Here is a 12,676-nt window from a genome sequence, read left to right on the forward strand (position 1 = left end):
ACGATCCACCGACGCTGGCGCGGTCGTGCACCCTCGGAAGGACATGATGGCAAACGGCCTCCGCGCCGTCCTCTCGCTCGACATCGGCGGCACGAAGCTCGCCGTCGGTGTTGTCACGGAAGACGGACGAACCCACGCACTGATCGTCGAACCCACTCGTCGGGAGGAGGGCCCGGGTGCGATCGTTCCCAGGCTGTTCGACATGGGTCATCGCGCGATCGCCGAATCCGGCCTCGAGGTGGAGGCGGTCGGCATCTCCTGCGGCGGTCCGCTCGACGCCAAGGCCGGTGTGCTGACCGGCCCGCTGCACCTTCCCGGGTGGATCGACCTGCCGATCGTCGAGCTCGCCGAGCGCGAGTTCGGCATCCCCGCCGTTCTCGAGAACGACGCGACGGCCGGCGCCCTCGGCGAGTTCCGCTACGGCGCCGCGCGCGACGCCGACACCATGGTCTACCTGACGATCTCCACCGGCATCGGCGGCGGCGCGGTCATCGACGGCCGCCTGCACCGCGGCGCGGCCGGCAACGGCGGCGAGTTCGGCCACGTGATGGTCCGCACCGGCGGCCGTCCGTGCCTGTGCGGGCGCCGCGGCTGCCTCGAGGGATACGCCTCCGGCACCTCCATCGCCCAGCGCGCCCGCGAGGCCGTCGCCGAGCGCGGCGCCGGCTCGACGCTCGCCCAGCTGCCCGTCGTGCGGGCGGAGGATGTGGTCGCGGCCGCCGCAGACGGCGACGCCCTCGCCATCGAGCTCTGGGACGAGACGGTCGACGTGCTCTCCGTCGCCCTCACCGACCTCGTCAACGTCTTCGAGCCCGACCTCGTCGTGCTCGGCGGCGGGGTGACCCGCTCCGGCGACGCCCTGCTCGTTCCCGTGCGCGAGCGCGTCGCCGCCGACGCGATGCCGCCCGCTGCCGCCGCATCCACCGTCGTGCTCGCCGCCTTGGGCGACGTCGTCTGCGTCGTCGGCGCCGGTGCCGTCGCGTTCGACCGCCTCGACCAGCTCGCCGGTGCGGGCGCAGGCGTCCGGAAGGGAGACCACCGTGGCTGAGTGGATGCGACAGCAGCTGGAGGCGCACATCCAGGTCGCCGAGCAGGGCGAGGCACTGCTGCCGGCCCTGCGTGAGGTCGGGAAGCTGCTCTGCGACGCGTTCGCCGAGCGCGGCATCCTGTACACGTTCGGCAACGGCGGTAGCGCGGCGGATGCGCAGCACTTCACCGGTGAGATCATCGGGCACTACAAGCGCGACCGTCGGCCGCTCGGGGCGGTCACGCTCAGCACCGACCCCACGACGATGACCTGCATCGCCAACGACTACTCGTACGACGACGTCTTCTCGCGCCAGGTGCTCGGTCTCGCCCGCCCGGGCGACGTCGTCGCGGCCTTCACGACGAGCGGCCGGAGTGCGAACATCGTCTCAGCGCTCGAAGCGGCGAAGTCGGTCGGCGCCACGACGGTGCTGTTCGGCGGAGGCGACGGCGGCCCGGCGAAGGAGTTCGCCGACTACGCGCTGCTGAGCCCGTCCACGACCACCCCGAGGATCCAGGAATTCCACACGTTCATGCTCCACGTGCTCTCCGAGATCGTGGATGCGTGGGCCGACGGCGACGAGGAGTACGCACTGTGACCACCCCCGAGCAGGCAGCCGTCGATTCCGGACTTTCTCCGGCCGACACGCCGCGTGTGGGCGGAGAAACTCCGGAACAGATCGCGGTGGATGCGGCGCAGGAGCCTCGCGAGAGCGCATCCGGGAACGAGGTCGCCGGCGAGACGGGCGCCCCCGACGCGAACGGCAAAGCCCCCGTCGCGAACGCGCCCGCCGGCACCCAGCCGCGCGACCTCCCGCCAGCGAAGCGCCCGACGGCGACCCCGCAGCGCACCCTCCACATGATCGGCAACGCGCACCTCGACCCGGTGTGGCTGTGGCCGTGGCAGGAGGGATACCAGGAGGCGCGTGCGACCTTCTGGTCGGCCATCCACCGCATGGAGGAGTACCCCGACTTCGTCTTCACCTGCGACCAGATCGTGCTGCTCAGCTGGGTGGAGGAGTCCGACCCCGCGCTGTTCGAGCAGATCAAGCGCCGTGTCGCCGAGGGCCGCTGGGTCAACGTCGGCGGCTGGTGGGTCGAGCCGGACAACAACATGCCGATGGGTGAGAGCTTCGTGCGCCAGGGTCTGTACGGCCAGCGCTACCTCGAGTCGCGCTTCGGGAAGCCGTCGACCGTCGGGATGAATGTGGACCCGTTCGGTCACAACGCGATGCTCCCGCAGCTCCTGCGCGGCCAGGGGATGGACTCGTACACGTTCCTGCGGCCCGGCCCGCACGAGTCAGACCTGGCTCCGAGCCTGTTCTGGTGGGAGGCGCCCGACGGCTCGCGCGTGCTGGCCTACCGCATCCCGTTCGAGTACTGCAGCCCGCCCGGGTCGGTCGACGGCCAGACCGAGAAGGCGCTCGCCTCCCTCGACCGCACGGTCGGATTCGGCGAGAATGCGACCGCGATGGTGTTCTACGGCGTGGGCAACCACGGCGGCGGCCCGACCATCGCGAACATCGAGTCGATCCACCGCTACGACCGCATGGGCTCTTTCGGAAGGATGACGATGTCGTCACCGCGAACGTACTTCGACGAGGTGCTCGGCCGGGGCGAGGTGTTCCTCGACACCCTCCCGGTGCGCCGCGACGACCTGCAGCACCATGCGCCCGGCTGCTATTCGGCGCACTCGGGGATCAAGGCGTGGCAGCGTCGCGCGCAGTTCGCCGTGCTGAACGCCGAGCGCTGGGCAGCGGTGGTCGCCGCGACCGACGGCGTCGACTACCCGCGCGAACAGCTGGAGACCGCCTGGAAGCAGGTGCTGTTCAATCAGTTCCACGACATCCTGCCCGGTTCGGCGATCGAGCCGTCGTACGACGACGCACGTGACCAGCTCGGCGAGGCCGTCGCGATCTCGAAGCGCATCATCACGCGGGCGCACAACGTCCTCGCCCGCCAGGTGCAGGTCGACCGGGAGGACGGCACTCAGCCGGTCCTGGTCTTCAACCCGCACCCCTGGCCGGTGTCGGTGGATGTGGACTTCCAGTACGGCGCGCAGCGCGCCGGCGTGCACGTGGTCGACGAGAACGGCGAGCCCGTCGCCTTCCAGAACTCGCAGTCGACCGCGACGACGGACGACGTCTCGCGCGGCGCCGTGGTGTTCCGCGCCGACGTCCCGGCTCTCGGCTACCGCCTCTACCGCCTGCGTCCCGGCGCCGGCCCGGGTGCAGCATCCAATGCCCTCACCGTGAGCGCCGACACCCTCGAGAACGAGCACGTCCGCATCCGCATCGATCAGGAGACCGGCTGGATCTCGTCCTACCTGGTCAAGGCGACCGGCGTGGATGTGATGGCCGGCGTCGACGGCGCCCAGCACACCCAGATCAACGACGACCCGACCGATACGTGGGGCCACCGGGTCATCTCGTACGCCTGGCCGGGCGCGACGATGGAGCTGAAGCGCATCGTGGTCCGCGAGACCGGCCCGCTGCGGTCGCGCGTCCGGGTCGAGCGGGCGTGGGGCGCATCCACTCTGGTGGAGGAGCTCATCCTCGACCACGATTCGCCCGTGCTGAGGGTCAACGTGACGCTCGACTGGCGCGAGCAGGCGCACCTGCTGAAGCTGCGCTTCCCGACCGTGCTCGACGACCCGACGGCGACGTACGAGATCCCGTTCGGTCACCTGGAGCGCCCGGTCGACGGCGCCGAGGAGCCCGCGCAGTCGTGGGTGGATCTGACCGGCACGATCGACGGCGCCGCCGCCGGTCTCACGGTGAGCACGACCAACAAGCACGCCTACGACGTGTCGCCGGGAACCGCCGACAACGGCGAGCAGCCGAGCATCGGCGTGACCGCCGTCCGCAGCCCGGTCTACTCGTGGCACGACCCGCGCCTGCTCGACCCGGAGGGTATCTACTCCTTCCAGGATCAGGGCGTCCAGCGGTTCAGCTACGAGCTGGTGCCCCACGCGGGCGATTGGCGTGAGGCCGACCCGATCCGTCGCGCGCTCGTGCTCGGCAACCCGGTGCGGGCGATGCAGGAGTCGTTCCACGACGGTGTGCTGCCTCCAGTGAACTCGTTCGCGAGCGACGCCGGCGCTACCGTCATGGTGACCGCGCTGAAGGGCACCGAGGACGAGACGGACGCCCCCGGCGGCGCGGACGTGGTGGTGCGGGCCGTCGAGACACGCGGCGAGGGGGGACGCTCGCGCATCGAGCTCCCGCTGCTCGGGCGCACCATCGAGGAGGACTTCGGCCCGTCGCAGCTGCGCACCTTCGTGGTGCCGGCCGACCCGGCCCAGCCGGTCCGCGAGGTCGACCTGATCGAGCGCCCGCTGCCGTGAGCGCGCGCCCCGAGGTCCGGGCGACCGTCGTCGGTCCCGCTTCCGCGGCGGCCGAGGTGCAGCTGGAGTGGAGCGAGGCGGAGCCCGGGTGGCGGCTCGCGGTGCGCGTGACGTACACCGGCGCGGAGCCGGCCGACGGGTCGGTGCTGGTGGAGGCTGCGGTTCACGGCGCTGATGATCCCTGGTGGCTCATCCCGGGCGCCTTCTACGGCGAGAACCGGCCGGCCGAGAACACCCGGGCGTTCCCGCGCTTCGAGATCGGGGCGAGCACGCCCGAGCAGCACGCGGCCCTGGTGAGCGACGCCTGGGAGTTCCGCGCCGACCGTGCGGCGACGCCGGCGGTGTTCGCCTGGGCGGGGCCGGACCGTGGAGGAGTCGCGCTCGCCGCGGCCGAGACCTCCGCGCTCGGACTCACCGGCGTCGGGCTCGCGCACGACCAGGAGTGGGGCGACGCGACGGTCAGCCTGCGCTTCCCATACCGCGAATACCCGGTCACGTACTACGGCGACGACCGCCCGCGGCCGGCCGACGTGGCGACGCACCGCTTCGTCCCCGGCGAGACCGTGGAGCTCGCGGTGCGCGTGTTCGCGCTGGACGCATCCCGCCACGCCTACGCCCCGATCCTCCGCGCGCTGCACGCCGAAGCGGCTGAGCACACGACCGAGAATCCGTGGGTGGATGTGGCCACCGCCGCCGACCTCACCGCCGCCGGCCTGCTCGACTGGCACTACGACCCCGACCCCGGCGTGCTGCTGGAGACCGTCGGCTTCGACCGCGAAGTCAGCGGCCGGGACGGGCTCAGCGTCGACCGGCAGGCAATGCACGTCGGCTGGGTCAGCGGCATTCCGTGGGCGTACGCGCTCCTCGCGCACGGGCTGCGGACCGACCGGCCGGCCGCGGCGGACGCGGCGCGTCACGTCATCGACTTCATCACCGCATCCCTGTCGCCCTCCGGAACCTTCTGGGGCGTCTGGTACCGCGACCACGGCTGGACGCAGAGCTGGACCGAGCTGAAACGCGGACTCCACTCGCGCACCCTCGCCGAGGCGACGCTGTTCCTCGTCCGCGCGCAGGCGCTCGACCCGCACGAGCAGTGGGAGCGCGCCATCCGCTCGAACCTGGATGTCGTCGTCGGCCGTCAGCGCGACGACGGCAACCTCGGATCGGTCCACCATGCCGAGACCGGCGAGGTGCTGTCGTGGTCGGGCGCTTCGGGCCTGACCTGGATCGCCGCGCTGGTGGAGGCCGCCGGACGCGACGACCGCTACCTGCCCGCAGCGCTCGCAGCCGGGAAGTATTACGAGCAGTTCGTCGACCGGGAGTTCCTCCACGGCGCCCCGGAGGACGTGGACCTCGCGCCGACGTCGGAGGACGGTTACGCCGCCGTGATGGCCTACGTCGCCCTGCACCGTGCGACCGGCGATCGGCACTGGCTCGACGTGGCGCGGCGCGCGGCCGATTGGATGCTGACCTTCCGCTACACGTACGACGTCACCTTCCCGGCGCACACCCTGCTCGGGGCGTACGGCTTCCGCACCCGCGGCGCCGACAACGCATCGCCGTCGAACCAGCACCTGCACGCCTACGGGCTCGTCTGCACGGCCGAGCTGCGCGAGCTCTCGGCGGCCCTCAGCGACCCGCACTACGCGGAGCGCGCCGACGAGACGCTGGCGTGCTTCCGCCAGTTCATCGCCCGCGAAGACGGCGACTTCAACGCCTACCGCGGCATGGTCAGCGAGCGGTACTACCAGACGGCGTGCTTCCAACCGAAGGGGATGCTGCTGACCCTCTCGCACGCCTGGAGCGTCGGCGTGACGCTGCTCGCCTGCGAGCAGACGCTGGCGGACTGAGTGCCGAGGTGCACGTCGTGGTCGCTATCCCGCCCGAATAAGCGCCACGAGTCGCACCTCGATGCCGCTCAGCGGTGGAGGCCCCAGAACGCCCACGGCGACACGTGGTCGATCCACGGATCGCGAACGGCTCGGGGTCGCAGCCGCCCCGCCCGCAGCGCCCGGCAGTGGATGCGCATCCACCTCCCGATCCGCTCGGCCGGGATCTCCGGCCGATGCCCGACCGCGATGATCTGCTGTGCTGTCCGATCCACGATGACCTCCTACACCGGCTAAGCGTTAATGCCGGTGTCAACACCATGCCCACTGTCGGGACACCTGTCAAGGGCGTATGGTGGTGTCATGGGTCGACAGACGGATCTCGCGTTCGAACGGGAGAACGAGATGATCCCCGCCCAGCTGCGGCTGGTGCGGGACTTCGTCAACACCGTCGAGTACCAGGAGGACGAAGAGGGCTGGGAGAGCCCGGACGACCTCGCTGCGTGGCTGCGGGGCCGCGACCTCCTCGGGGAGGGCGTCGCCGCCACCGAAGACGACCTGGCACTCGCGAAGACCGTGCGCGAGGGCCTGCGCTCGGTGCTCGCCACGCACGCCGGCCACGACGCCGATGCCGCTGCGCTCCGCAGCCTCGACGACGCGCTCGCCGAACTGCCGCTTCGGCTGTCCTTCGGCGGCTCCGAGTCATTCGCGCTGGCGCCCGCGACCGACCGCGGCGCCCGCGCCGCCCTGGCCGGAGTGCTGGATGCGGTGCGCGCCTCACGCGAAGACGGCAGCTGGTCACGGCTCAAGGTCTGCGATCGCGTCACCTGCCGGTGGGCGTACTACGACTACTCGAAGAACCGGTCCAGCCGGTGGTGCACCATGGCGGGCTGCGGGAACGCGGTCAAGATGCAGAAGGCGCACGCGCGTCGCGCATCCACGTCGGCCTGAGCGGTCAGGTCAGGAGTCTGCGGGTACGTCGGCCCGGGCGTACTCCGACCCTGAGCGCGTGCGCACCAGGATGCCCGCATCGACGAGATAGCGGCGCAGCGTCACGGGATCGTCGCCGAACCGTGTCAGGCGTTCCGTGAGTTCCCGTTCGGTGACGGTCTCGCCGTCGGCGAGCACGCGGTCCCCGATGTGGGCGAGCAGCGCAGCGCGGTCGTCCGCAGCCGCGGGGAAGCGGTCGATCCGGCCGTCGGGACGCAGGAATCGCTCGACTCCCGTGCGGCGCGACTGCAGCGATGCCGACGTCGCGAGCAGCTCGCGGAAGGCCGTGTCGACCGGCTCGTGGACACCGTCGGCGCGGCGCACCAGGCCGACGCTCTCGAGCAGCGCCAGTGCGCGCCGCTGCCGCGCCGGACTCATTACGGTTGCCGGGGCGCCGTCCGCGATGAGCTGCGCCCACACAGCGCGCGCGTCTCGGTTGGCGAGCGCGGCGACCACGGGCCGCCAGTCCGCGGGCCGCTGCCCGTCGGCCGGCGTCCCGTCGGCGCTCGCGCTGTCGTCCTGCTCCACGTTCCCAGTCTCCCGCACGGGTCCGCCGTGTGGGCGCCTCAGGCGTCCTTCCGCAGCTGCAGCAGCAGCTCCGGGGCGCGCGCGTCCAGCACGCGGCCGCCCACGCGCACGCCGACGACGAGCAGCACCACGCCGAGCACGATCCCGGCGGCGAGCCCGAGCCAGCCCCAGATCGCCTCGCGGGTCACCAGAGAGACGATCAGCAGCACGATCTCGGGCAGGCACAGCACGGCGATGACGCCCCACGCCGCGAACGTCGGCCCGAGCAGCGAGATGTTGCTGCCCGGCCGCGACCGGAACGGGTTGTCGCCGGGCTCAGGCACCGGGAAGACGAACCGCGCCGAGGTCACCGAGCAGACGGCGACGCCGCTGAGCAGCATCCCGAGCGACAGCCCGAGCAGACCGGGTGCGGGAAGCCAGTCGCCCTCGACGGCCGTGGCGCCGACCGAGACGAGGACGACGGCGGGAATGGCGAAGGTGAGCAGGGCCGCCGCACGTCCCCACCGATCCGCTCGGCCCGGCACGGCCTTCGACACATGGAGCGCGAACGCGGTCGAGTCGTACGACACATCGGCGATCATCCCGATCCCGAGGGCGAACGCGATCACCGGCCCGGCGGCGAAGAAGTAGCCGTTCGAGTGGTTGATGCTCGAGTAGAACCACATGATCGCCGGGAGCAACGGGATGACGAGCAGCTGCCGCAGGTACCGCGGATCGCGGAACCAGTAGGTCAGACAGCGCGCGGCGATGGCGCCGGCCGGAGTCCCGGGCAGGATGCCGAACAGGCCCGACTTGCCGGGCGCACGCACGCGCGACGAAGCCCGAGCGGGGGTGACCAGGGAGCGCGCGAGCCCCCAGCGCCAGACCGCCCAGAGCACCGCGAAGGTCGCAACGGCGATGAGCAGCCGCAGCAGCGCGCCGAGCGGGTCGCCTGCGGCGACGGCTCCGGGGACGGCCCACACCGCGCCGAGTGGCGACCACCCGAGACCGGCGGCGACCGCGGGCAGGGCGTCCGCCGACGACCGCAAGCCGCTGGTGATCCCGATGATGATCGGGCCGGCGAGGATGAGCGGGATCAGGATGAGGAGCCCGCTGGCCTCGCGGAAGCGGCGGCCCGACGACAGCCCGCTCGCGATGGAGGTGACCGCGCGCGACACGACGATGCAGGTCGCGGCGCCGAGCACGCCCGTGACGAGGGCGATCAGCGCGATTCCCGGCGAGTGCAGCCAGGGCAGGGCGGTGCCGAGGGATGCGAGAGTCGTCGCCGCGCCGGCCACACCGACCGCGCCGCTCAGCAGCATCCCGATCATCAGCGGCCGCAGCGCGATCGGATAGACCGCGAGATGGCCCGGGTCGAGCGTCTGCTCGACGCCGGAGAGCAGCAGTGGCAGCACCGCCCAGCCGAGGACGGCCGCCGAGCCCGCGAGCACCACGGCCGTCGTCGCGACCTCCGCAGGAGCGAACGACAGGCCGACGAGCGCGCCGAGCACGACGAGGAGGCCGACGGCCCCGTAGATCGCGCCGATGATCACGGCCACCAGCTGCCCGGTGCTGCGGCGGAACGAGTTCTTGAGGACGAGCAGGCGCAGCCTTACGAGTGTCGCAACCACTCCGGCCCCTCCCCGACACGGCGTCCGCCGACCAGCTCGACGAACCGGTCCTCGAGCGTCGAGCCCGCGCGCACGTCGTCCACCGAGCCGGCCGCGACCACGCGTCCTGCCGTGATGACGGCGACGTGGTCGCACATCCGCTCCACCAGGTCCATCACGTGCGACGAGACCACCACGGTCCCGCCGCCGTCGACGTAGGTGCGGAGGATGTCGCGGATGTTCGCCGCCGAGACCGGGTCGACCGACTCGAACGGCTCGTCAAGCACGAGCACGCGCGGGGCGTGCACCATCGCGGCGGCCAGGGCGATCTTCTTCGTCATGCCCGCGGAGTAGTCGACGACGAGCGTTCCGCCCGCCGACTCCAGGTCGAGCAGCTGCAGGAGGTCGTGGGTGCGCTGCTGCGCGGTCGGGCGGTCCATCCCGCTCAGGAGCCCCGCGTACTCGACGAGCTGCTGCCCGGTCAGCCGGTCGAACAGCCGGACGCCGTCCGACAGCACGCCGACCATCGCCTTCGCGGCGAGCGGGTTCTTCCACATGTCGACGCCGTGGATGAGCACTTCGCCGGCATCCGGACGCAGCAGGCCGGTCGCCATGCTGAGCGTCGTCGTCTTGCCCGCGCCGTTCGGTCCGACCAGCCCGTAGAAGCTGCCGGACGGCACGTCCAGATCGATCCCGTCGACCGCGACCTTCTGCCCGAACCGCTTGTGCAGCCCGCGGATCCTGATCGCGAGGTCGTCGTCCTCCGCCACGCGCACCCCCTCACGTCGTCCGTGCCGCCCGCACGTCGGACAGCCCGTGCGAACCACCCTATCGGCGGGCTCCGACGCCGTGTCCAGGAGTACGGGCGATCCGACACGGCGGATCCGGCGGATGCGGCGGGGCGGACAGGACGCGGCATGCCGCGCGCGCCCCTGGTCGCCGTCGGCACGCCGCGCCTGTTCTCCGGCGGGGGAGGGAACGCCCGCCAGGGAGTCGTCCGGAGGCCGGGATGCGATCGGATGGCGGATCCGCCCGGTTGTGAGGGCCTTCCCAGGTTCGGCCGAGGGATGCGGCGGTCAGCTCCCCAGCGGTCCGGTGTACGAGCGCGCCTGCAGCGGCAGCGCGAGGTCGGCGCCGAATGCCGCGACCTCCGCGCGCAGGTCCGCCGCGTCCGATCCCTCCGCCGTCTCCACCGGCCGGAAGCGGTAGTGCAGCGTTCCGGTGAACTCCTGCCGCGCCTGGAAGTTGGTGAAGTGCAGGTTGTTCATCACCCAGCTGTTGATGTGCCCCGCCGGCGCATCGAGGGTGCGCGCCCATTTCCCGGTGTGGAAGCCGCCGAGCTGGACGAGCGGCGCATCCACGGTGCCCCAGAGCAGGGACTGGCCGCCCTCGGCGCTGCGCACACCGACCGCGTGCTGGACGGAGTACCAGTCCTTCGACGTGTCCGGCAGCTGCTCGCTCTCGGCGGCGAAGACTGCGCCGGCGGTCTCCAGTAGGAACTCAGGGCGGTCGACCGCGAACGGGAATGTGACGAACAGGCTCTCCGGACCGAAGTGCTCGGGCTTCGCGATGTGCACGGCGAGGTCGATGTCGTCGAGGTCGCGGTAGAGGGTGAGCGTGTGCGTGGCCGCGAGGCTGCTGGGGAGCTCGCTCGACCAGCGGATGCGCGCGTAGGCGTCCGTCTCGGTCACCTCCGGAGCCGAGGTGGATGCGGCGTGCGAGCGCTCGAACTCCGGGCCGGGGAAGCCGGGGTTGAAGTTCTTCGGGTTGTCGAAGATCGCGTGCGAACGACCGGCCGCGGTGACCGTCTCGGCGACGACGGCCCCGAGACCGTGCGGCGTGTGCGCATCCACCAGCTCCCGGCCGGTGCGGACGTCGACGAGCGAGACGACACCGCCGCGCTCCGGGTCGACCGTCGCTCGGAAGCGCCCGGCCTCGATGGTCGTGCCGCTGGTGGCCGCGGGCTCCTCGGCGGGCGCGGGCAGCACCACGACGGACGACGCGGGCACGTCGGCGACTAGCGTCACCCTGGGTGTCCCTCCGACCTCCGCCTCGACGGCCTCCCGGCGCGGACGGTCGGTGAGGTTGGCGACGAGCACGCCGTCCGCCGGCTCGGGATCGCGGCCGGACGCCGCGAGGCGGTACAGGGCCTCGACGCTCAGGTCGCGGGCGAGGTCCCAGGCGCCATAGGCGAAGCCGGCCTTCGCGTTCCAGTGCGAATGGCTGAAGTGCGAGTGCGGTTTGGAGTAGGTCTCCCACGAGCCCCAGGTGTGCTCGCCGAAGAGCAGGAGTTCTTCATCCACTCGCTCGAACGTCGCCGCGAGCTCGGCGTCCTCGCGCACGCGAACCGGACCACGCCGGTAGCCCAGGACCGTGGCGAGCGCCGGCTCGCCCTCCCCGCGCGCGCGGGCGAGGTCGAGGGCCGCGCGTGCGGAGAGCGCGAACCGGCGCGCCTCGCGGTAGACGGCGACCTCCCGGGCGGTGGAGCCGTGACCGTGCGACCACCAGTCGGCCCACTCGCCGCGGAGCACGGGCAGGTCGGCGGGCGCCTGCGCGGCCAGCGCATCCATCGCCGTGTCGATCGTCGCGGTCTCCATCGGGATGCCGGGGTGCCGGTCGTTCCAGTGGCGCACTACCTCGGTGAAGAGCGCCGTCGGCCAGCGGTTGTCGTTGCCCGCGTGCACGACCGCCGTGTCGAACGGGTAATCGTCACGCGCGTCGAGGCGCTCGACGAACGCGAGGATGCGCTGCTCGGCGAGAGCGACATCCCCGTCGACGATGCCCCACTCCTCGCCGAAGCCGTAGTGGGTCGAGAGCAGGGTGAGCACGCGGCGGCCGGACGGCGCCTCCCACCAGAACAGGCTCGGCTGCTCGAGCGGTGCGCGGCCGTGGTCCGGGTTGAGGGCCATGACGAGGCGGTCGATCCCGGCGTCCAGCATCGCATCGGCCACGCCCCAGGCGATGCCGTTGACGTCGCCGTGCTGCTCGGTGCAGACCGGGATGCCGGCGTCGTGGATGCGCTGGAGCGACCGATAGGCGGCCTCGAACTCGGCGAGGTCGGGCAACTGCGTCATGTTGAGGTAGCCGCCGGTGACCGCGATGGTGCCGTCCGCCGCTAATTCGCGCAGGCGCGCGACCTCCGCGGGCGTCGCCGTGCGGAGGAACTCGAGCACCGGCCGCGCCACCTCGAAGGTCCAGCGGAAGCGGTCGGGAGCGTCCGGCGCGGCCGTGTCCTGGTCGGCCAACCGGAGCACTTCGCGCACGATCTGCGCGTGCATCCCGTCGATGATCCGGGGGCTGTTCGTGTAGCCGACATCGTGGTGGGTGTGGCCGAGCAGCAGTAAACGGCGGATGCGGGGCATCAGGGC

10 protein-coding genes are annotated in these 12,676 nt (G+C 71.9%); 5 read left to right on the plus strand and 5 right to left on the minus strand.

The features are described 5' to 3' along the window. Positions 1 to 43: 43 nt before the first annotated feature. Genes AXZ95_RS11180 through AXZ95_RS11195 form a run of 4 tightly spaced genes read left to right on the plus strand, consistent with a single transcriptional unit; the run spans position 44 to position 6,222 of the window. Positions 44 to 1,048 (plus strand): ROK family protein, encoded by a 1,005-nt coding sequence (locus tag AXZ95_RS11180; protein ID WP_026307333.1) that lies wholly within the window; start codon positions 44 to 46, stop codon positions 1,046 to 1,048. After that, a complete protein-coding gene (locus tag AXZ95_RS11185; RefSeq protein ID WP_018192730.1) occupies positions 1,041 to 1,625 on the plus strand; it encodes an SIS domain-containing protein in 585 nt (194 codons plus the stop codon). The genes AXZ95_RS11180 and AXZ95_RS11185 overlap by 8 nt, the downstream gene beginning before the upstream one ends. Next, complete coding sequence (locus AXZ95_RS11190; RefSeq protein WP_018192729.1) at positions 1,622 to 4,372, plus strand: alpha-mannosidase; 2,751 nt, start codon at positions 1,622 to 1,624, stop codon at positions 4,370 to 4,372. The genes AXZ95_RS11185 and AXZ95_RS11190 overlap by 4 nt, the downstream gene beginning before the upstream one ends. After that, positions 4,369 to 6,222 (plus strand): hypothetical protein, encoded by a 1,854-nt coding sequence (locus AXZ95_RS11195; protein WP_018192728.1) that lies wholly within the window; start codon positions 4,369 to 4,371, stop codon positions 6,220 to 6,222. Before AXZ95_RS11190 ends, AXZ95_RS11195 begins: the two co-directional genes overlap by 4 nt. 68 nt (positions 6,223 to 6,290) lie before the next feature. On the opposite strand, the gene AXZ95_RS11200 is transcribed toward AXZ95_RS11195, so the two are convergent. Further along, positions 6,291 to 6,476: a hypothetical protein gene (locus AXZ95_RS11200; RefSeq protein WP_018192727.1), complete on the minus strand. Its 186-nt coding sequence runs from the start codon at positions 6,474 to 6,476 to the stop codon at positions 6,291 to 6,293. An 88-nt stretch (positions 6,477 to 6,564) separates the two neighbouring features. Here AXZ95_RS11200 and AXZ95_RS11205 point away from each other — a divergent pair, with 88 nt between their 5' ends. Further along, on the plus strand, positions 6,565 to 7,152 hold the full coding sequence (locus AXZ95_RS11205; protein ID WP_018192726.1) for a CGNR zinc finger domain-containing protein: 588 nt from the start codon (positions 6,565 to 6,567) through the stop codon (positions 7,150 to 7,152). Positions 7,153 to 7,161: 9 nt separating this feature from the next. On the opposite strand, the gene AXZ95_RS11210 is transcribed toward AXZ95_RS11205, so the two are convergent. The 4 genes from AXZ95_RS11210 to AXZ95_RS11225 all read right to left on the minus strand — a co-directional run bounded on the left by AXZ95_RS11210 (position 7,162) and on the right by AXZ95_RS11225 (position 12,670). Further along, positions 7,162 to 7,719: a DUF2087 domain-containing protein gene (locus tag AXZ95_RS11210; RefSeq protein WP_018192725.1), complete on the minus strand. Its 558-nt coding sequence runs from the start codon at positions 7,717 to 7,719 to the stop codon at positions 7,162 to 7,164. A gap of 38 nt (positions 7,720 to 7,757) precedes the next feature. Next, complete coding sequence (locus AXZ95_RS11215) at positions 7,758 to 9,329, minus strand: hypothetical protein (RefSeq protein WP_018192724.1); 1,572 nt, start codon at positions 9,327 to 9,329, stop codon at positions 7,758 to 7,760. Continuing rightward, positions 9,311 to 10,084, minus strand: coding sequence for an ABC transporter ATP-binding protein (locus tag AXZ95_RS11220; RefSeq protein ID WP_018192723.1), 774 nt, complete (start codon positions 10,082 to 10,084; stop codon positions 9,311 to 9,313). The genes AXZ95_RS11215 and AXZ95_RS11220 overlap by 19 nt, the downstream gene beginning before the upstream one ends. 300 nt (positions 10,085 to 10,384) lie before the next feature. Then, positions 10,385 to 12,670, minus strand: coding sequence for a hypothetical protein (locus tag AXZ95_RS11225; protein ID WP_018192722.1), 2,286 nt, complete (start codon positions 12,668 to 12,670; stop codon positions 10,385 to 10,387). Positions 12,671 to 12,676 lie beyond the last annotated feature (6 nt).

Source organism: Leifsonia sp. 115AMFTsu3.1, assembly GCF_004362795.1.
GTDB lineage: Bacteria > Actinomycetota > Actinomycetes > Actinomycetales > Microbacteriaceae > Leifsonia.

Excerpts from the sequence above, each read along its gene's own strand:
- AXZ95_RS11180 (WP_026307333.1), top strand. The coding sequence starts at position 44 with ATGATGGCAAACGGCCTCCGCGCCGTCCTCTCGCTCGACATCGGCGGC.
- AXZ95_RS11205 (WP_018192726.1), top strand. The coding sequence starts at position 6,565 with ATGGGTCGACAGACGGATCTCGCGTTCGAACGGGAGAACGAGATGATC.
- AXZ95_RS11225 (WP_018192722.1), bottom strand. The coding sequence starts at position 12,670 with ATGCCCCGCATCCGCCGTTTACTGCTGCTCGGCCACACCCACCACGAT.